General features: G+C 66.1%; 16 protein-coding genes. 3 read left to right on the top strand and 13 right to left on the bottom strand.

The features are described from left to right. Window positions 1-32 precede the first annotated feature (32 nt). Both ACRSCF_RS08365 and ACRSCF_RS08360 read right to left on the bottom strand, forming a co-directional pair. A complete protein-coding gene (locus tag ACRSCF_RS08365; protein ID WP_432675526.1) occupies window positions 33-1325 on the bottom strand; it encodes a hypothetical protein in 1293 nt (430 codons plus the stop codon). Continuing rightward, window positions 1322-2323 (bottom strand): Bug family tripartite tricarboxylate transporter substrate binding protein, encoded by a 1002-nt coding sequence (locus tag ACRSCF_RS08360; protein ID WP_034364137.1) that lies wholly within the window; start codon window positions 2321-2323, stop codon window positions 1322-1324. The genes ACRSCF_RS08365 and ACRSCF_RS08360 overlap by 4 nt, the downstream gene beginning before the upstream one ends. Window positions 2324-2474: 151 nt before the next feature. Here ACRSCF_RS08360 and ACRSCF_RS08355 point away from each other — a divergent pair, with 151 nt between their 5' ends. Both ACRSCF_RS08355 and ACRSCF_RS08350 read left to right on the top strand, forming a co-directional pair. Continuing rightward, on the top strand, window positions 2475-3386 hold the full coding sequence (locus ACRSCF_RS08355; protein ID WP_034364140.1) for a LysR family transcriptional regulator: 912 nt from the start codon (window positions 2475-2477) through the stop codon (window positions 3384-3386). 51 nt (window positions 3387-3437) lie between these two features. Continuing rightward, window positions 3438-4157, top strand: coding sequence for a Crp/Fnr family transcriptional regulator (locus ACRSCF_RS08350; RefSeq protein ID WP_016451304.1), 720 nt, complete (start codon window positions 3438-3440; stop codon window positions 4155-4157). A gap of 13 nt (window positions 4158-4170) precedes the next feature. On the opposite strand, the gene ACRSCF_RS08345 is transcribed toward ACRSCF_RS08350, so the two are convergent. The 3 genes from ACRSCF_RS08345 to ACRSCF_RS08335 all read right to left on the bottom strand — a co-directional run bounded on the left by ACRSCF_RS08345 (window position 4171) and on the right by ACRSCF_RS08335 (window position 8843). Further along, window positions 4171-5442: an amidohydrolase family protein gene (locus ACRSCF_RS08345; RefSeq protein ID WP_034364142.1), complete on the bottom strand. Its 1272-nt coding sequence runs from the start codon at window positions 5440-5442 to the stop codon at window positions 4171-4173. Window positions 5443-5542: 100 nt separating this feature from the next. Next, entirely contained in the window at window positions 5543-6127 is a 585-nt protein-coding gene (locus tag ACRSCF_RS08340; RefSeq protein WP_432675523.1) for a fimbrial protein, read from the bottom strand. A 1-nt stretch (window position 6128) separates the two neighbouring features. Continuing rightward, complete coding sequence (locus ACRSCF_RS08335) at window positions 6129-8843, bottom strand: site-2 protease family protein (protein WP_432675521.1); 2715 nt, start codon at window positions 8841-8843, stop codon at window positions 6129-6131. A gap of 132 nt (window positions 8844-8975) precedes the next feature. Here ACRSCF_RS08335 and xth point away from each other — a divergent pair, with 132 nt between their 5' ends. Continuing rightward, window positions 8976-9752: an exodeoxyribonuclease III gene (xth, locus tag ACRSCF_RS08330; RefSeq protein ID WP_016451300.1), complete on the top strand. Its 777-nt coding sequence runs from the start codon at window positions 8976-8978 to the stop codon at window positions 9750-9752. Window positions 9753-9767: 15 nt separating this feature from the next. On the opposite strand, the gene ACRSCF_RS08325 is transcribed toward xth, so the two are convergent. From ACRSCF_RS08325 to ACRSCF_RS08290, 8 genes are all read right to left on the bottom strand, one after another. Continuing rightward, window positions 9768-10580 carry a hypothetical protein gene (locus ACRSCF_RS08325; RefSeq protein ID WP_239009652.1) on the bottom strand — a complete coding sequence of 271 codons (813 nt, stop codon included), beginning with the start codon at window positions 10578-10580 and terminating at the stop codon, window positions 9768-9770. 143 nt (window positions 10581-10723) lie between these two features. Then, window positions 10724-12292 carry a nitrogen regulation protein NR(I) gene (gene ntrC, locus ACRSCF_RS08320; RefSeq protein WP_160851831.1) on the bottom strand — a complete coding sequence of 523 codons (1569 nt, stop codon included), beginning with the start codon at window positions 12290-12292 and terminating at the stop codon, window positions 10724-10726. A 45-nt stretch (window positions 12293-12337) separates the two neighbouring features. Further along, window positions 12338-13414, bottom strand: a complete 1077-nt coding sequence (glnL, locus tag ACRSCF_RS08315) for a nitrogen regulation protein NR(II) (RefSeq protein ID WP_016447543.1) — start codon at window positions 13412-13414, stop codon at window positions 12338-12340. Between the two features lie 30 nt (window positions 13415-13444). Further along, window positions 13445-13948: a hypothetical protein gene (locus ACRSCF_RS08310; protein ID WP_209671913.1), complete on the bottom strand. Its 504-nt coding sequence runs from the start codon at window positions 13946-13948 to the stop codon at window positions 13445-13447. A 180-nt stretch (window positions 13949-14128) separates the two neighbouring features. Next, window positions 14129-15544 carry a type I glutamate--ammonia ligase gene (gene glnA, locus ACRSCF_RS08305; protein WP_016447544.1) on the bottom strand — a complete coding sequence of 472 codons (1416 nt, stop codon included), beginning with the start codon at window positions 15542-15544 and terminating at the stop codon, window positions 14129-14131. A 225-nt stretch (window positions 15545-15769) separates the two neighbouring features. Beyond that, the gene (locus tag ACRSCF_RS08300) at window positions 15770-16588 is read right to left on the bottom strand and encodes a competence/damage-inducible protein A (RefSeq protein ID WP_016447545.1); all 819 of its coding nucleotides are present in this window, start codon (window positions 16586-16588) and stop codon (window positions 15770-15772) included. Then, window positions 16585-17484, bottom strand: a complete 900-nt coding sequence (locus ACRSCF_RS08295; protein WP_016447546.1) for an EI24 domain-containing protein — start codon at window positions 17482-17484, stop codon at window positions 16585-16587. Before ACRSCF_RS08295 ends, ACRSCF_RS08300 begins: the two co-directional genes overlap by 4 nt. A 15-nt stretch (window positions 17485-17499) precedes the next feature. Then, window positions 17500-18480 (bottom strand): sterol desaturase family protein, encoded by a 981-nt coding sequence (locus ACRSCF_RS08290; RefSeq protein ID WP_016447547.1) that lies wholly within the window; start codon window positions 18478-18480, stop codon window positions 17500-17502. Between the last annotated feature and the right edge of the window lie 11 nt (window positions 18481-18491).

The following is an 18491-nucleotide window of genomic DNA, read 5'->3' as shown; positions in this document are numbered from 1 at the left end:
GGGGGCTGCTTACGCGCCCCCGGCTACCCGAGTCAAGCCTGCACGATCCCCGACACATCCAGCGCATACATCTGCCGCTGGTGCTCGTGCACGGAGTCGATGCAGACCTGGCGCCCGTCACGGCTCCAGCGCGGGTGCAGGTCGCAGCGGTTTTCCTTGCTGAGATCGGGCGAGGCGTAGAAGCTGCCCAGGTCGTGGCGCTCGCCCGTGTGCATGTCGTACAGGAACAGGAAGCGCTCGTGCGTTCGGTCGTCGGGATAGGTGTCGCTGAGCAGCCAGCGCGTGTCCACGGGCGAGAAGCTCATGTGGCCGTTCTCCACCAGCACGCCTGCGCCCACCACCTGCACGTCACCGCCGTCCACATCGTCATAGAGGTGATAGTGGATCTCCCCGGCATGCGGGCCCCACACAATGATGTGGCTGTCGTCCTGCCATAGCGGATGCGAGATCTGGTATTCGGACTTTTCGTAGTCGAACGTGCCCACGGCCATCGGGTCGAAGTCGTCGGCCAGCTGGGGCAGCGGATGGTCCGAGCATTCGAGCAGGCGCATGTCGGAGCCGTCGGGCGCCATGGTGATGAGGCGGTGCAGAAAGCAGGTTTCGTCCTTGACGCGTTCGGTCCAGCGGTGCAGGAACAGGATGCGCGATGACGACGGGTTGACCTCGATATGGCTGACCCAGTGGATGGCCTTGTCCATTGATGTGCGGTGATGAAATGCCTTGAGGCGCGCATAGCTGGCCAGCAGCCTTGCCTCGCCCGTCGCGACCTCCATGCGCCAGATGCCGTCGTCCTCGGGCGCCAGGGGCAAGGCGAAGGGACCACCCTCTTCGCTGTAGCCGATGGTTTCGTGCGTGACGTACAGACGACGGTAGTCCACGCACAGCGCCCAGGCACTGCTGGGCGCCACCACATACACAGGCATGGGCAGGGTGCGCCGCGCGCCGCTGTCCACATCGATGACCACGGAGCCGAAGCCCGGATAGCGCCCCCCGGAATCTGCCGTCCTGTCGTTGTGGATCAGCTGGCGGCCCGCCAGCCCGTCAAGCCACTGCAGTTGGCTGCCCATCTGCCAGTTCCAGGCGCCGGTCTCGCCCACGGCGTGGAAGCGGTCACCGTTTTCGGTATCGAAGTAGCCGATGGACGCCCGCGCCTGGGGCGTGAGGTACTGGTCCATCCACGGCGTTTGCTGCGCCAGCACCAGGCGGTTGCTGCGGTCCCAGCTGGACTTGTTGTAGTAGCCGAAGAAGTGGTGCTGGCGGCCATCGCCCAGGCGGCGGCAGGGGACGAAGGATGCGGGGGTGTTCGAAGTCATGGAGCGTTTCATTGGGCGGAGATGTGGCCTTCGGCGATCACGCGGTCCCAGCGCTGCTTTTCGCGGGCAACGAAGGATTGCGCCTCAGGCAGGCTGTTGGCGACGGCGCTCATGCCCTGCTCTTGCAGGCCCTTGCGGAACTCGGGCGTGGCCACGACCTTTCGGATGTCGTCATTGAGCTTTTTGACGATGGCCTCGGGCACCTTGGAGGAGACGGCCACGGTGGTCCAGGAGGTGGCCACAAAGTCCTTGAGCCCGGACTCGGCCGCCGTGGGCACGTCCGGCAGGGCCGGCAGTCGCTGGCTGCCCGTGACGGCCAGCGCCTTGAGCTTGCCGCCGCGTATGTGCGACAGCACCGTGGGCGGGTTCTCGAACATGAGCTGGATCTGGCCGCCCAGCAGGTCGTTGATCGCGGCCGAGCTGCCGCGATAAGGCACGTGCACGATGGGCGCGCCCGCCTGCAGCTTGTACAGCTCACCCATCATGTGCACCGACGAGCCCACGCCGGCCGAGCCGAAGTTGACCGTGCCAGGCGCCTTTTTGGCCAGCGCCGTCAGCTCGGCCAGGTTGCTGGCGGCAAGGCTGGGCGTGGCCACCACCACATGCGGCATCTCGGCCAGCACGGTCACCACGCGCAGATCCTTTGCGGGGTCATAGGCCAGCTTGCTGTATACGCCATAGGCGGCATGCAGGCCGATGGAGCCCACCATCAGCGTGTAGCCGTCGGCCGGCTGATCGGCCACATATCGGCCTCCCAGATGACCGCCCGCGCCGGGCTTGTTTTCCACCACCACCGGCTGGCCCCAGAGCCGGCTCAGGCGGTCGGCCAGCATGCGTGCCTGCACGTCGGAGCTGCCGCCTGCAGTGAACGGCACGATGATGCGCAGCTGGCGCCCCGGCTGGGGAAAGCCATCCTGCGCGATGGCGGCGACTGGTGCCGTGCCAGCCAACGAGGCGGAGATGGCCGCAGCGAGCATGGCGGCTTTGCGGCCTGAGCTTGTCTTGATCATGGAATCCTTTCGATGGCGCTGCTGCGCCTGGGCAAACGATGCAATGAGGCCAGTGTAGAAAGCGGGGCATCTTTGGAAAAATGCATTTTTCCGTGGCCTCTATACAGAAAAGATATACATTGCCAGCCACCCCGAGCAGGACCGAATCGCCATGTCCAGACCCCTGAGCGCCCGAGAGATCGAGGCCTTCCGTGCCGTCATGCAGACCGGCACCACCACGGCCGCCGCGCGGCTGCTGCATACCACGCAGCCTTCGGTCAGCCGGCTGCTGGCCCAGATGCAGGCGGCCGCAGGGCTCAAGCTGTTCGACATGCACAAGGGCCGGCTGCGCCCCACGGCCGAGGCCGTGGAACTGTTCGCCACCGTGCAGCAGCATTTCCTGGGGCGCGAGCGCATAGAGCGCGACCTGGCCGCACTGCGCCAGTCCGGCGCCGGCACGCTGCGCATAGGCTGCACGCCGGCCCTGGGCCTGAGCGTGATCCCGGCCGTGGTGCGCAGCTTCGCGCAGCGCTACCCGGGCACCCACATCAGCCTGCAGACCCTGGGCTCCACGCCCTTGCGCGAGGGCCTGCTGCATGGCCACTTCGACCTGGTGGTCAGCACCATGGCGCTGAGCACGCCCGAGCTGGACGCCACCGTGCTGCACCGCAGCCGCGCCGTCTGCGTCATGCACCCGGACCATGCATTGGCCACGCGCACACGGCTGCATGTGCGCGATCTGCAGGGCCAGCTGCTGCTGACGCTCAACGCCGATGACGACATCTACCTGCAACTGCGCAGCACCATGCAGGAGCAGGGCATAGAGGCCGGCTCCACCATGGAGACCACCTACTCCTCCACCATCTGCACCCTGGCCGCCCAAGGGCTGGGGCTGGGCGTGGTCAACCCCTACGTGGCCTCGGTGTTCGCGCGCGACCTGCGTGTGCTGCCACTGCTGCCAGCCTGTGCGGTGGAGGTGGTGCTGGCCCTGCCGCCCCAATACGCCCCCACCGAAAGGGCTGACTGCTTCGTGCAGTTGCTGCGCGAGCAATTGCACGCCTATCCGCAGGCCCGCACGCCCTAAAATTGCGGCCGATTGGAGACAAGCGGTTTGCAAACGAGTACCCACGAGCCCATGCTCACCCCCGCCGAGCGCGAGGCCATCAATTCCGGCCAGTGGTTCTGCAGCCTTTCGCCCTCGCTGCGCCATGACATCCTGCGCCAGACCACGGTCCGGCGGCTCAAGGACGGGGCACTGATCTATGCACGCGGCGATGTGCCGCACAGGTGGTATGCCTGTGCGCAGGGCGCCGTGCGCATGAGCTCGACCAGCCTGTCGGGTCGGCAGACCACGCTGGCCTATGTGGAGCCGGGTGCCTGGTTCGGTGCCATGTCCACCTTTCTTGACGAGCCCCGCACGCGCGATGCCTATGCCCACGGCGACACCACGCTGCTGTGCGTGGACAAGGAGAGCTTTCACGCCATCCTGGCCACGCATGTGGAGTTCTACGACGCCCTGCTGCGCCTGCAGGCCCACCGCATACGCCAGACCTACGGGCTGGTGGAAGACCTCAACACCCTGCCCCTGCGCGCACGCCTGGCCAAGCAGCTGCTGCACCTGTCGCGCAGCTACGGCACACAGGTGCTGGACGACCCGCGCGAGCTGCGCATAGGCCTGCAACTGGTGCAGGAGGAGCTGGCCCAGTTGCTGGGCGCCTCGCGCCAGCGCGTGAACCAGGAGCTCAAGCGCATGGAGCGCGACGCCTGCATTCGCGTGGAAGCCCAGGGCCTGGTGGTCAGGGACCTGGTGGCCCTGCAGACCATCGTGCGCGAGGCCAGCCTGGCCGGCGCCTGAGGCCGGCGCCGGTTCAGCGCCGCCAGTCGATTCTTGCCGGGCGGCCCGGCAGATGCAGCGCAGCCGTTGCAGCAGGCGCCTCGGCCAGCAACCGGCCCTTGCGGAACACCTTCAGGCGCGTGGCGCGCAGCCGTATCGCCTCGGCCGCATCGCGCGCCTGCAGCAGCACGAAGCTGGCATCGCAGCCGGCCTCGATGCCATAGCAGTCAAGGTGCATCACACGCGCCGCGCGCGTGGTCACGGCGTCGAAGCAGTCGCGCATGCCGTCCTGGCCGGTCATCTGCGCCACATGCAGGCCCATGTGGGCGACCTCCAGCATGTCGCCCGAGCCCATGCCGTACCACGGGTCCATCACGCAGTCATGGCCGAAGGCCACGTTGACGCCTGCGGCCAGCAGCTCGGGCACGCGCGTCATGCCGCGGCGCTTGGGATAGCTGTCCTGGCGGCCCTGCAGCGTGATGTTGATCAGCGGATTGGCAATCACGGCCACGCCGCTTTCGGCGATCAGCGGCAGCAGCTTGCTCACGTAGTAGTTGTCCATGCTGTGCATGGAGGTGCAGTGCGAGCCCGTGACGCGGCCCTGCAGGCCCAGGCGCTGCGCCTCGAAGGCCAGGGTTTCGATGTGGCGCGACAGCGGGTCGTCGGACTCGTCGCAGTGCATGTCCACCAGCAGGCCGCGCTCGGCCGCCAGCTCGCACAGCAGCCTGACGCTGTCGGCACCCTCGGCCATGGTGCGCTCGAAGTGGGGAATGCCACCCACCACGTCCACGCCTTTGTCCAGCGCCCGCCGCAGGTTGGCGACGCCGCCGGGCGAGCGCAGCACGCCGTCCTGCGGAAACGCCACCAGCTGCAGGTCGATATAGGGAGCCACCTGGCGCTTGACCTCCAGCAACGCATCGACGGCCAGCAGGCGGGCATCGCTGGTATCCACATGGCTGCGGATGGCCTGCAGCCCCTTGGCCGCCGCCCAGTCGCAATACTCCAGCGCGCGCGAGATCAGCGCCTCGGCCGTGAGCAGCGGCTTGAGCTCGCCCCACAGCGCTATGCCCTCCAGCAGCGTGCCGCTGCGGTTGACGCGCGGCAGGCCGTGGCTCAGCGTGGCATCCATGTGGAAATGCGGATCGACGAAGGGAGGCGACACCAGCTGGTGCTGTGCATCGACCACCTGGTGGGCAGGCGCTGAAAGGCCCGCCGCGACCTCGACGATGCGCCCGCCCTGCACGGCGATGGACATGTCCTGGCGGCCGTCGGGCAGCGTGGCGTGAATGACGAGTAGATCAAGCATCTGCGTATTCTGCGGGCATGGCCGCGCACCCGCAGACTTGCCTGACCACGCTGAATGGCCTGGCAGCGGTCAGACCGAAAGCGCAAGGGATCAGGGGGAACTACTGGTAGCTGATGGTGAAGGTCGCCGCCGCATTGGCACTGCCTATGGTCACTTTCTCTTCGGTCTTGACATAGCGCGCCGTCAGCGGGATATCCAACCGCTCCTGCCCGTAGGCAACAGACCCTGCAAACCATTGATTCCTGTTGCCGGCGGCATTGGAGTCCGGGCCAAAGCCCAGTATCTGGTCATCCTTGCGGATCTGCACACCCACACCTTTTGCCACCGAGGTTTTCGACAGGGTCAGAGCATTCCCGATATTTCCAGGATTTGCCACATCCGTCAGGGTGACATAGGCGTTGGTCAACGAACCTGGAATGCCGCCCTTGCACAACAACGAGATGAGGAAGGAGCGGGGAGCACCGGTTGAGCCGATTGAGGTGAGTTTTTGAGCGACAGTCTGGGCCATGCGCACGGGCTCCGGCGCCTGTGGGGTACAAGTGGGCACCCTGGGCCGGAGGACGACGGGCGAGGAAAAGCTGTATTGAGCGAGAATCTGGCCAGATGCATCAGTCGCGCGTTCGTACAGGAAATCGCTGTCCAGCACGCCACCTGCAGTGATATCGCCATCTGCGGTCTTGATCAACTCAACTTTGACATCGGAAAATTGATATGCAAAAGATCCGGGGTGATCGTTGCGCGGCGGCCAGCCGGGCCTGGGCGATTCCGATTTCGGCATATGCACGGGGTGCAGGCAGTTGTTGCGCCAGGGCCTGGCGCACTTCAGCGGCATCACCCATGCCTATGGCAATCCAGAGCCAGGCGATCCAGCTGTCCTGGGAGGCGTAGTGGCCGGCCTTCTTCGGCGGGGTGCGCTCCACGCTTTGGCGGGCCAGTGCCACGGCAGCGCCAGTCTGGCCGTGCTCGGCCATGAACCGAGCATGCAGGGTTTCGGCCTGCATCAATGAGAAGATTTTCCATTCACGGCGCTGAGCCGAATCCGCAGTCACGGCATGTGCAGCTTGCGGCGCTGCCTGAAGCGCGGCCTGGAGCGCGATCACATTGGCCTGCAACTGGGCTTGCGCCGCTTCGGGGTGGCCGCTGGCATCCAGCAACCGGGCGAGCTTGATGCGCGCGTGCAGCAGCAGGAAATCGTCCGGCGCATCGGCGTCGGCGCGGCGGATGTCCACGGCTTGCACCATCCGATCAAGCCTTTGCGCCACGGTCTGATCAGGCGGTCCCCAGAACGCAAGAACTTCCTGCACGCTGGCCAGCACCCGGCGTGCAGGGCCTGGCACGTCCTGCAGGTCGGCCACCAGTCGCTGGCGCAAATTCGTTGCCTGCTCGGCGGTATCCGCCGTGTCGGCCATGCCTTTCAATGCAAGGGCACGCTGCAGATCACTCTGTGCCCGGGACTGCGTCATCGCCCAGGCCGATTGGTAAAGTGCTTTGGCGCGCGCCTCGGCCAGAGGATGGTCGTCCATGAGTTGCAGTTCCCCGGCGGCTTCCAGGTAGATCTCCACCCGTTGCTCTTGGGCAGACGGGGGCAGTTGGTCGGCCTGGGCCAGGCGGGCCTCGATCGCGGCCAGGTGCTGCTCCGGTACGTAATCACGGCGGGGAGACAGCTCCACATCCCACAGCGCAGCAAGAACCTGCCGCCCCTGCGGCGCAGCTTGATGAATGCCCATGACCATGGCCACCGGCAGCAGCAGGCAGGCCAGGTAGATTGCCAGGCCCGCTGCGCCTTCGGCCCAACCGGGCGCACGCGATTGCAAGGAGGGCAGCAGTGCGCCTGCAGCGGCCGCGCGCCGGACAAAGGGCCAGCGCGCAAAAGCGGGTTGCTGCAGCACGCCGAATGCGCGGTGTACGGCATCGGCCTCGCTGACCGGGGCCTGGCATGCCTCCTGTTGAGGAAGCGTGTGCAGGGTGCGATGCACGGCCCGCTCCAGTTGCATCACACGCCATTGCCATGGCAGCCCCATCAGCAGCACGCCGGTGAGGATGGAGATCAAGGGGTCCCGGCTGAACCAGGCCAGCCCACCCAGCGCGGCCATGCCCGCCAGTGCAAACACCAGCCGCATTGCGGGCAGGCGAGCGAACAGCAGGCTCTCCACCACGCGGCCGCCATCCAAAGGCGTGAGGGGCAACAGGTTGAATGCGTTGACGACCAGGGTCAGCAGCAGCAATTGCATGGTCCAGGCGGGTGGCTGCGGGAGCAGGCCCCAGCCTACGGCAGCCAGCGCTCCCACAGCCAGCAACAGCCCAGGCATGGGACCGGCCAGATAGACGCCCACTTTTTGCAGCGGCGTGGCATCCGCCTTTTCTCCGGTGGCCATGCCGCCCAGGCCAGGAATGAAGAAGACGGATTGACGCTGGTAGCCCGCCCAGCGCATGGCCAGCCAATGCCCTCCTTCATGCACGGCGATCACCACCAGAAGCATCCACGCCATGTCCCATGAAAACAGCACGGCGCCTGCTGCCAGGAACAGCGCCGCCGTGATCCAGAAACTGCGGTGGCGGTTGTGCGCCATGCCCAGCCCGCGCTGCACGGCTTTCTGGTAGCGAAAGCGCAGCGCCTCGGACACTTGCCGGACCTGCGGCCCATGAAGGCATGCGTCGGCAGATGGGCTGGCGGGCCCCGCCCTGTCTTCCTTGCGCACCTGGCGCAAGGCGCGCCAGGCCAGCCGCAGCGACTCGCGCCAGCTGAGCCGCCAGAACCCGGGCCCGGCAGGCAGCGCACGGCCCTGGGCCACCAGTGCAGGGACTTGGCTCCGGCCCCACTCATCCAGGCGCTGTACCGCCTGGTCAAGGCCCTGGACCACGGGAGCCCGGTCGCCGGACAGGCGCTCGGCGTAGGCGACCCAGGCCGATGCGGTATCGGGCTGGGCATCGTCCAGGTAGGTCCAGCCGGGCGGCGCAGGCAGGCTTGTCTGAGGTAGGCCATTGAAGCCCATCCAATTGCGCCCGTCGGCAAAGAATGTGAGCCAGGTCACGGAGCCCACGGTGCGGCCATGCCTGGCGCTTCCCGCCTGTTCGGCCTGGACCATCGCCCAGGCCCGCCCGTCGGCATGGACGAACAAGTCCACCTCCAGAGGAAGGTCGGGATCCATGGCCTGCGGATGCGTGCCCTGCAGGCTGGCACACCAGGTGAAGCCCAAGGCTTGCAACTCCGGCCGCATGGCATCCAGCACCGCCCGTGATTCGGGCTCCAGTGCCTGGCGCTCCACCACGGCCATGGGCGCAGCACGCAGGCGCAGGCGCATGCAGTTCAAAGTGGCCAGCAGCAGCGAGAGCGCATACAGCAAGGGAATCGCGCCCAGCAGCGCCAGCCAGGGCGCGGCTTGTGAGAGCCAGTTCATCATCTTGAATAGTCTTGTCGATGGAGTGTGACGGTTCTGATGTGCCCTCCCAAAAGCTCCTCCAGGCAGATCAGCATCGGGATCGTAGCCTTGCCACCCGTGATGCGACAATCAAATCAAAGGACCATTCTTCAAATGAAAATCGCCACCTGGAACGTCAATTCCCTGTCCGTGCGCCTGCCGCAGGTGCTGGCCTGGCTGCAGGCCAATCCTGTCGATGCGCTGGCGCTGCAGGAGCTCAAGCTCACCGACGACAAGTTTCCGCTGCAGGCGCTGCAGGAGGCCGGCTACCACGCGGTCAGCCATGGACAGAAGACCTACAACGGCGTGGCCTGGCTGACGCGCACGCCGGTGCACGACGTGGTGCGCAATATCCCGGGCCTGGATGACGAGCAGGCCCGCATCATTGCCGCCACCCTCGATGCCGAAGGCGGCCCGGTGCGCCTGATCAACGGCTACTTCGTCAATGGACAGGCGCCGGGCACCGACAAGTTCGCCTACAAGATGCGCTGGCTGCAGGCGCTGCAGGACTGGGTGAAAAGCGAGATGGCAGCCCATCCGCGCCTGGTGCTGGTGGGCGACTTCAACGTGGCCCCCGAGGACCGCGACTCCTACGATCCCATCGGCCTGAAGGACACGATCCACCACACGGTGGAAGAGCGCACGCATTTCCAGGCGCTGCTGCAGCTGGGCCTGACCGATGCCTTCCGCATGTTCGACCAGCCCGAGAAAAGCTATTCGTGGTGGGACTACCGGATGCTGGGTTTCCAGAAGAACCGGGGCCTGCGCATTGACCATATCCTGGTCAGCGAGGCCTTGCGTCCCAGCGTCACCGCCTGCATCGTGGACCGCGCGCCGCGCAAGAACCCTCAGCCCAGCGACCATGCGCCGGTCGTCGTGACATTGGGCTAGGTTTTCAGACTTGCGCTACAGCATGTACCGGCGCAGCCAGTGGATGGCCTCGATCTGCCCGCGCAGCATCAGGGACTGGCGATGCAGAACTTCGCTGAGTGGCGCCGGCAGACGGGACTGCTCAGCAGCCTCATAGGCGCTCAGCCATTGCTGCTGGCAGGACTCGGCCTGGTCCAGCACGTAGTCCGCGCCCTCTTCCCTGCCCAGCAGCCCGTCCCAGAAGGCGTTGCGACGCAGTGCGGCACGGCTGTCGCGCACGGGCAGCACCACGCCGCCGTTGGCGTCGATGGCGCGTTCCAGGTCATCGACCAGGACCTGGCTGGCATTGAAGTGGCGCGCCAGTACCTGGCCTATCAGTCCCTGGGGCATGGGATCCATGCATTCGCCCAACCGGACATGGGCCTGGCGACCCAGGGCCAGCACGGCATTGAGCAGCGCCGTGGTCTGCAGTTCCAGCGTGGAAGCCGCAGGCTGTGCGGGCGTGCGCCGGCGCGCCTGCAGCCAGGAGGCCTCCACGGCCTCACGCACCTGGTTCCAGTGCAGCAGGCTGCCGCCCCGTTCCTGCTCCCAGCGTTCTTCCAGCCGGGCTTCTGCGGACTCGAAATCCTGCTGCGCGTGTTCCGGCGACAGGGAAGCCTTCCAGCCCAGTGCATAGGCGGGCCGGTATTGGTCGTAGCCGCGCCCCGGCACGAAGTACGGCTCCAGGAAATAGCGGTCATGCCAGTACGCATCGACCGGCTCGCCGAGCTTGCGCGGTGTCGATGGGCACATCACGCCCGGGCGGGCGGGTTTGGCCTTTTGCCAGAGGTTGGAGAGGACTGTGGGCACGATAGGTCGGGACGTAGGCCGTTCCAGCGAAGAGGACTCCATTGTCCCCAGCCCGGGCGGCACGGCCCGTCAGCACCCCGGGCGCCGGCCTGTAGGAGTCGGACCCTTGCCAAGGCAAGGGCCCAGCCGCCCGCCGGCTTGCCTTACTCGAAGGCGTCCTCGTCCATGCCCAGCTCCTGCAACTTGCGGGTGATGGTGTTGCGGCCTATGCCCAGGCGCTGGGCGGCCTCGACCCGGCGGCCGTGGGTGACGGCCAGGGCCGAGCGGATCAGCTGCGCCTCGAAGCGGCGGGACAGCTGGTCCCAGACCTCGCCATGCCCCTGGGCATGGGTGTGCTCCAGCAGCTGGCGCGCCTGCTGCCCCAGCAGATGCACCCAGTCCAGGTCGGACGTGGCCAGTCCCCCGTCATGCGGCTGGGCCAGCGACGGGGCTGGCATGGCGATGCGGCCCACTCCCTCTTCCGCCACGGCCGGCGCATGCGACAGCACCACCGGTGCGGGCACGCCGGCACTGCCGCCGCCCACGGGTGGCGCGGCCTCGCCCAGCACCTCGGGAGGCAGGTCCTTGACCGAGATGACCTGGGCTGGCGCCATGACGGTCAGCCAGTGGCAGATGTTCTCCAGCTGGCGCACGTTGCCGGGAAAGGCGAACGACTGCAGCCGCTGCATGGCATCGACCCCCATGCGCTTGGGCTCCACGCCCAGCTGCCGCGCGCTTTGCTGCAGGAAGTGGCGTGCCAGCATGGGCACGTCTTCGTTGCGCTCGCGCAGCGCGGGCAGGCGCAGGCGGATGACGTTGAGGCGGTGGAACAGATCCTCGCGGAAGGCGCCGTTGCGCACGCGCTGCTCCAGGTCCTGGTGGGTGGCGGCGATGACGCGCACATGTGCCTTGACGGCCTGGTGGCCGCCCACGCGGTAGAAATGCCCGTCCGACAGCACACGCAGCAGGCGCGTCTGCAGGTCGAAAGGCATGTCGCCGATTTCATCGAGAAAGAGCGTGCCGCCCTCGGCCTGCTCGAAGCGGCCGCGCCGCTGGGTCTGTGCGCCCGTGAAGGCGCCGCGCTCGTGGCCGAACAGCTCGGACTCCAGCAGGTCCTTGGGGATGGCGGCGGTGTTGATGGCCACGAAGGGGCCGCCCGCCACGGGCGAGTGCTTGTGCAGCGCGCGCGCCACCAGTTCCTTGCCCGAGCCCGACTCGCCCGTGACCAGCACCGTGACCTGGCTCTGGCTGAGCCGGCCGATGGCGCGAAAGACGTCCTGCATGGCAGGCGCCTGGCCCAGCATCTCGGCCTGCAGCGGGGCCTGTGCCTCGGCCACGTCCTCGCGCAGGCTTTCCTCGACGGCGCGGCGGATGAGTTCCACCGCCTTGGGCAGGTCGAAGGGTTTGGGCAGGTACTCGAAGGCTCCGCGCTGGAAGGCCGAGACGGCACTGTCCAGGTCGGAGTACGCGGTCATGATGATGACGGGCAGGCCGGGCTGCTGGGCGCGGATCTGCTCGAGCAGTTCCAGGCCGGAGCCGCCGGGCATGCGGATATCGCTGACCAGCACCTGTGGTGGCTGGCGCGCCGGGTCGCTGGCATCGACATCGGACAGTGCCGTGAGCACGTCGCGCGCCTGAACGAAGCTGCGCGTTGCCCAGCCTTCCCGGCCCAGTGCCTTTTCCAGCACGAAGCGGATGGAAGGGTCATCATCCACGATCCAGATCGGTTTCATTGGTGGTGCTTCCTTCCCTTGTTGCAGTGTTGACTTCCGTGGGCCTCAAGGCAGGGGAATGAGGATGCGGAAATCCGTGCGGCCCGGCTGGCTTTCACATTCGATCAGCCCCTGGTGGCGCTGCACGAAGGTCTGCGCCAGCGTCAGCCCCAGTCCCGAACCGCCATCCCTTCCCGATACCAGCGGATAGAAGATCCGCTCCTTGATGGCATCGGGAACGCCTGGCCCGTTGTCGATCACATGCAATTCCAATGCCAACCGGTAGCGTTGGCGACCAAAAGTTACCTGGCGCGCCACACGGGTTCTCAAAATGATCTCGGCATCGCCGGCAGCGATGCGTTCGTGCAAGGCCTGCGCCGCGTTCTGGACGATGTTGAGCACGGCCTGGATCAGCTGTGCGCTGTCGCCCCGGAACTCGGGAATGGAGATGTCGTAGTCGCGCGTAATGGTCAGCCCTGCAGGATGCTCGACCAACACCAGCGAACGCACGCGCTCGCAGACTTCGTGGATGTTGACGTCACCGACCTCGTGCGGATGGCGGTGCGGCGCCAGCAGCCGGTCGACCAGCGCCTGCAGACGGTCGGCCTCGTGGATGATGACTTCGGTGTACTCGCGCAGCTCGGGCGCGTCCAGATCCATCTGCAGCAGCTGGGCCGCGCCACGGATGCCGCCCAGCGGGTTCTTGATCTCGTGGGCCAGGTTGCGGATCAGCTCCTTGTGCGCCTGGGCCTGCTCGCGCAAACGCTCCTCGCGGTCCTGGCGTGCCTGCTGCTCCAGCGGCCAGAACTCCACCAGCACATGGCCGGGCCGCTCGGCCAGGGAAACCGTGACGTGCACAGGAAGCGCATCGCCCCCCACGCGGTGCAGGCTGGCCTCGAAGCGCAGGGCGGCGAAGTCGTTGTCCTGGGCGCCGCGCAAGGCCTTGTCCAGCAAGGCCGGCTCGGTGAAGCAGGCAGCCAGCTCGCTGCCTTCGAGCATGCGGCGCGACAGGCCCAGTGCGTTCTCAAGGGCCGCGTTGGCGAAAAGCACGGCGCCTTGCTCGTCGAGCACGGTCATCAGCGTGCACAGCAGATCAAGCGCCTGATAGGAGGCCGGGGGCGCCGGCCGGTCGTCCTGGATCATGGCCGGGCTCGCATGGGCCGCTCGGGCCCGTCAGTTCTTGGGAAGTCGATCCAGTTCGCGGCGGATGCCGGCGACATCGCCTTCCTGCCGCGAGATGCTGCTCTTGAGCTGCTCGACACGTTCCAGATAGCCCTGGGGATTGCGCAACTCCAATGCGGTGCGCTGGGGATTGCCATCGTTGTACTCCTGACGCAGCTGTGTCAGCTTCTCCTGGGCGCGGGCCAGCTCGCTTTCGAGGATGGTCCGCGCATCGGAGTCGCGGGCCTTCTGGGCGCTGCTGTTGACCTTGGCCGGAGCGGGCGATCCTGCCGCAGGAGCGGCGGAGGTGCGCGGCGCTTGGCCGCCGCCCGAGGCCGCCGGCTTGCTGCCGCCATGGATCACCGTCACATGCCCGCCGTCCACCGGCTTGCAGTCCTTGGCCTTGGCCTGGCTGACGTTGTTGGTGTACTCGTTGCCGCAGCGGTAGATCACGTCCTGGGACCAGGCTCCTACCGACAGCAGCGGCAGCAGCAGCGACACAAACAGTTTCTTCATTCCATTCCCTCGGGTAGCCAGATCGGAAGGGCCCGGCTTGTCCGGGCAAGTATCGCTCCATCTTCCGGGCTGGACGTCATTTCTTGAGCGGGACAACCCCTTTTGGTTCCGCGCCCAGCATACCCAGGTCCTGGCCGAAAGCAAAAAAGGCGGCTTGCGCCGCCTTTTTGCCGACCCGCCTTACAGCGAGAAGTACATGTCGTACTCGACCGGGTGCACGGCCTGACGGTAACGGGTCACTTCGCCCATCTTCAGCTCGATGTAGGCATCGAGCATGCTGTCCGAGAACACGCCGCCCTTGGTCAGGAACGAACGGTCTGCGTCCAGTGCTTCCAGGGCCTGGTCCAGGCTGTGGCAGACCGTGGGCACCAGCTTGTCCTCTTCCGGGGGCAGGTGGTACAGATCCTTGGTCGCGGCTTCGCCGGGATGGATCTTGTTTTCCACGCCGTCCAGACCTGCCATCAGCAGGGCCGAGAAGCCCAGGTAGGGGTTCATCAGCGGATCGGGGAAGCGTGCCTCGACGCGGCGGCCCTTGGGGTTGGCCACGTAGGGGATGCGGATCGATGCCGAGCGGTTCTTGGCCGAGTAGGCCAGCTTGACCGGAGCCTCGAAGCCGGGCACCAGGCGCTTGTAGCTGTTGGTGCCGGGGTTGGTGATGGCGTTCAGGGCACGGGCGTGCTTGATGATGCCGCCGATGTAGTACAGCGCGAAGTCGGACAGGCCGGCATAGCCGTCACCTGCGAACAGGTTCTTGCCATCCTTCCAGACGGACTGGTGCACGTGCATGCCGGAGCCGTTGTCGCCCGGATAGGGCTTGGGCATGAAGGTGGCGGTCTTGCCGTAGGTGTTGGCCACGTTCCAGATCACGTACTTCATGACCTGTGTCCAGTCGGCGCGCTCCACCAGGGTCGAGAACTTGGTGCCGATCTCGTTCTGGCCGGCGCCAGCCACTTCGTGGTGGAACACTTCGACGGGAATGCCCAGCTGCTCGAGCAGCAGCACCATCTCGGCGCGCAGGTCCTGGGTGCTGTCCACGGGCGGCACGGGGAAGTAGCCGCCCTTGTTGCGCGGACGGTGGCCGCGGTTGCCGGACTCGAACTTGGCGCCGGAATTCCAGGGGGCTTCGTACTCTTCGATTTCGTAGAAGGTGCTGCCGGGTTCGGTGTTCCAGCGCACGCCGTCGAAGATGAAGAATTCAGGTTCGGGACCGAAGTAGGCGGTATCGCCCAGGCCCGAGGCCTTCAGATAGGCTTCGGCACGCTTGGCCACCGAGCGGGGATCGCGGTCGTAGGCCTTGCCATCGCCGGGTTCGATCACATCGCACTGCAGGAACAGCGTGGTCTCTTCAAAGAAGGGGTCGATGTTCGCGGTGGCGGGATCGGGCATCAGTTGCATGTCCGATGCTTCAATGCCCTTCCAGCCTGCCACCGACGAGCCGTCGAAGGCGTGGCCCGAGGTGAACTTGTCTTCGTCGAAGTGCGACACCGGCACCGTGACGTGCTGCTCCTTGCCACGGGTGTCCGTAAAACGAAGGTCCACGAATTTGACCTCGTTCTCCTTCACCATGTTCAACACGTCTGCAACGGTCTTTGCCATCAGATCTCTCCTGCCAATCTGGCTGATCAAAAAAGATAAATACTCTTAAGCAGTTTGCGTGCCAGGCTGCATCCATTGAGTGCATGCCCGCAGACTGGCACCTGCTTGGCGCGCCAGCCCCGTGATTCTGCCGCCTTGCGTGGGCGTTGTGGATGACATTGCAGCCTGGCCCGGCCCGAGTGCCCACTCACCAAATCGGTGCAGATTTGGATGAAGGGCCGTAAATCAGATATTGCGCACCAATTCAGGGCCAAGACTTGCACCAAATGAGTGCAGACCTTCCAGCAGCGTGGGCCAGGCCTTGGTGACGGCACCAGCTTCGCCCTTGACACCAAGTTCTATGTGCCGGCCGTGCTTGGAATCATCCACGCTGGGCAGGCTGAACACCTTGACGCCCGGGTGGTCGCGCTCTATGGCCACCATCAGCGGCGTCAGCGTGGCTTCCATGCCGCCGTAGACGATGACCGAATGCTCCCGCTGCACCGTGCTGTGGAAATGCTTGGCGTAGCGCTGCTCCAGCACCCACTCGACCATGGGCCAGGCCATGACCGGGAAGCCGGGCACGAAGTGCACCGTGCCGCTGGCGCCCGAACAGGAAAAGCCCGGGATCTTGTTGTAGACGTTGGGGATGATGCGCGCGCCTTCGGGGAAGTTGCCCATCTGCAGCCGGTGCAGGTTGTCGGCGCGCTGGGGCTCGTAGGGCTTGCCTTCCTCGGTGGCCACATCGCGCATGCGTTCGCGGATCAGGGCCACGGCTTCCGGGTGCAGGGCCAGCGGCACGCCCAGGGCCTCGGCTGCGCATTGGCGCGTGTGGTCGTCGGGCGTGGCGCCTATCCCGCCAAAGCTGAAGACCACGGCCTGCGATGCGAAGGCGCGGCGCAGGGCGTCGGTGATGCGTGCCCTATCGTCACCCACGTACTCGGCATGGGCCAGGGACAGGCCACGCGCGCCCAGCAGTTCGATCAGCTTGGGAAGGTGCTTGTCGGCACGCTTGCCCGACAGGATTTCGTCTCCGATGATGAGTGCGCCAACTTGAAGGGTCATGTGGTCTTTTCTTGCGGGGTGGGGGGAACAGGGGCTGTGCCGGAGCCTTGCGGCGCGTCGGGAGCGTAGGGAATGATGGGTGCTTCGGGCAGCGCCGGCTCCTCCTCGCGCATGCGCTGCAGCGCCGCCAGGCAGAAATGGGCAAACCACAGCGAGGAGAAGGCGAAGATCAGCGCATAGATCCAGATGGCCACCGGAATCAGTATCCAGAAGGCTGCAACGAAGACCACGCCCGAGGCCCAGACAATGGCCGGAGCCGCCCCCAGGTAGCCACAGACCACGCCCATGAGCATCAGCGCCAGGCGGTGGCGCAGGAACAGGCTGCGGCGTTCTGGCTTGCTGGCGTGGGCAGACAGCGCGTCGAAGGCCATGACGCGGTAGGTCAGCCAGCCCCAGATCAGCGGGGGGATCACCACCACCAGGGGAGGCACGAACCACAATGGAACCGATACCAGCAACGCGATCAGGGCGATCAGCGAGGAGCCGGCCGACCACAGCAGGCTGCCGATCAGGGTGGCACCCTGCCTGCGCTCGAGTGCCGGAAAGCGCCGTTGCGCCACCAGCTCGACCAGGGCAGGCGTCATGAACAGCGCCACCAGCAGCAGCGAGACCACGACCAGCACCGGCGTGACCGAGAGAACGACCAGCACCGGCGCCACCAGCTCGGGCAGCGATTGCACGCCCATCCAGGACCAGACCGTGTGCAGCCAGCCCACGCCCTGCAGGACTCCTTCCGTCCAGACCACGGCATCGGCCCAGAAGAAGTAACCCAGCAGCCAGGCCGTGATGGCCATGAAGAGCAGGGGAAACAGCGACCATGCAATCACCCGCTTATGCAGGCAATACGCCGTCGCACGCCAGAAGGAATCGAGTAGCAAGCCCATGCCGGCAAGCATACCCCGAGCCCAGCCTCAAGCGCGACCCATCAACCTTAGGAACCCACGCCATTGCTGGGCCCAAAAGCCCTGGCCGTAGTCGCGCAGCTGGCCCTGGGCATTGGGCTGGACCTGGTCGCGCACGCCGGTGGGATCGAAGCGCAGCTCGAAATTGGCGGTGCCGAACAGCATGTCCCACCAGGGCAGCAGCACGCCGAAGTTGTTGCCATGCGCCTTCTTGTTGCGCACGGGCGCCATGGGCTCGTGGCCAATGCCGATGGCGTGGTGGCGGCGGTGAAAGCGCGGGCTGATCCACAGCCGCTCGCCGATGGTGCCGAACCAGACGCGCAGGTTGGCATGCTGGAAGCTCTCGCTGAGCTGGGTGAAGGCCACGATGGCCACGAACTGGCCTGGAGCCACGCCGATGAACTGGGCCACGAGCACGATGATGGTGTCGCGGATCACATCGTCGAGCAGGTGATTGCGGTTGTCGCTCCAGACCGTCATCTGGCGCTGCGAGTGGTGCAGCGCATGCAGCTTCCACCACCAGCCGATGCTGTGCTGGCCCCGGTGTATCCAGTAGTCGAGGAAGTCGAAGGCCAGCAGGTAGATGATCAGGCTGACCCAGGCCAGATCGGTCACGCCGGGCCAGACACCGTCCAGGTGAAAGCTCGGCAGGCCCCAGACATGCAGGCGGCCCATGAGCTCGTCCCACAGCGGGTCCAGCGTGAAGAACAGCGCCAGCCTGAACAGGCCCAGCCGGTGCACCACGGTATAGATGATGTCCACATGGATGGCGCGCCGGTCGGTAACGGGCTCGACGGGCCGCCAGTACTGCAGCGGCGCGATCACGGCCACCATGATGAAGATCTGCAGCAGGCCCACCAGCAGCCAGCCTGTGGCGTCGTAGGCATCCTCCAGCAGGCTGGCCTGTCCCAGCCAAAAGAGCACAGGCTGGACAACGCCCTCGAACAGGCGCTGCTGCGCATTACCGAACCACTGAATCCACCAGTCCACACCACGCTCCC

This window comes from Delftia sp. 11MD (assembly GCF_050907895.1).
GTDB lineage: Bacteria > Pseudomonadota > Gammaproteobacteria > Burkholderiales > Burkholderiaceae_C > Comamonas > Comamonas tsuruhatensis.
This window is presented reverse-complemented; position numbering and strand designations above follow the sequence as displayed.

What these genes read in the sequence shown, in the direction of transcription:
- ACRSCF_RS08365 (WP_432675526.1), bottom strand. Translation starts at nt 1,325, where the DNA reads ATGAAACGCTCCATGACTTCGAACACCCCCGCATCCTTCGTCCCCTGC.
- ACRSCF_RS08360 (WP_034364137.1), bottom strand. Translation starts at nt 2,323, where the DNA reads ATGATCAAGACAAGCTCAGGCCGCAAAGCCGCCATGCTCGCTGCGGCC.
- ACRSCF_RS08355 (WP_034364140.1), top strand. Translation starts at nt 2,475, where the DNA reads ATGTCCAGACCCCTGAGCGCCCGAGAGATCGAGGCCTTCCGTGCCGTC.
- ACRSCF_RS08350 (WP_016451304.1), top strand. Translation starts at nt 3,438, where the DNA reads ATGCTCACCCCCGCCGAGCGCGAGGCCATCAATTCCGGCCAGTGGTTC.
- ACRSCF_RS08345 (WP_034364142.1), bottom strand. Translation starts at nt 5,442, where the DNA reads ATGCTTGATCTACTCGTCATTCACGCCACGCTGCCCGACGGCCGCCAG.
- ACRSCF_RS08335 (WP_432675521.1), bottom strand. Translation starts at nt 8,843, where the DNA reads ATGATGAACTGGCTCTCACAAGCCGCGCCCTGGCTGGCGCTGCTGGGC.
- xth (WP_016451300.1), top strand. Translation starts at nt 8,976, where the DNA reads ATGAAAATCGCCACCTGGAACGTCAATTCCCTGTCCGTGCGCCTGCCG.
- ntrC (WP_160851831.1), bottom strand. Translation starts at nt 12,292, where the DNA reads ATGAAACCGATCTGGATCGTGGATGATGACCCTTCCATCCGCTTCGTG.
- glnL (WP_016447543.1), bottom strand. Translation starts at nt 13,414, where the DNA reads ATGATCCAGGACGACCGGCCGGCGCCCCCGGCCTCCTATCAGGCGCTT.
- ACRSCF_RS08310 (WP_209671913.1), bottom strand. Translation starts at nt 13,948, where the DNA reads ATGAAGAAACTGTTTGTGTCGCTGCTGCTGCCGCTGCTGTCGGTAGGA.
- glnA (WP_016447544.1), bottom strand. Translation starts at nt 15,544, where the DNA reads ATGGCAAAGACCGTTGCAGACGTGTTGAACATGGTGAAGGAGAACGAG.
- ACRSCF_RS08300 (WP_016447545.1), bottom strand. Translation starts at nt 16,588, where the DNA reads ATGACCCTTCAAGTTGGCGCACTCATCATCGGAGACGAAATCCTGTCG.
- ACRSCF_RS08295 (WP_016447546.1), bottom strand. Translation starts at nt 17,484, where the DNA reads ATGCTTGCCGGCATGGGCTTGCTACTCGATTCCTTCTGGCGTGCGACG.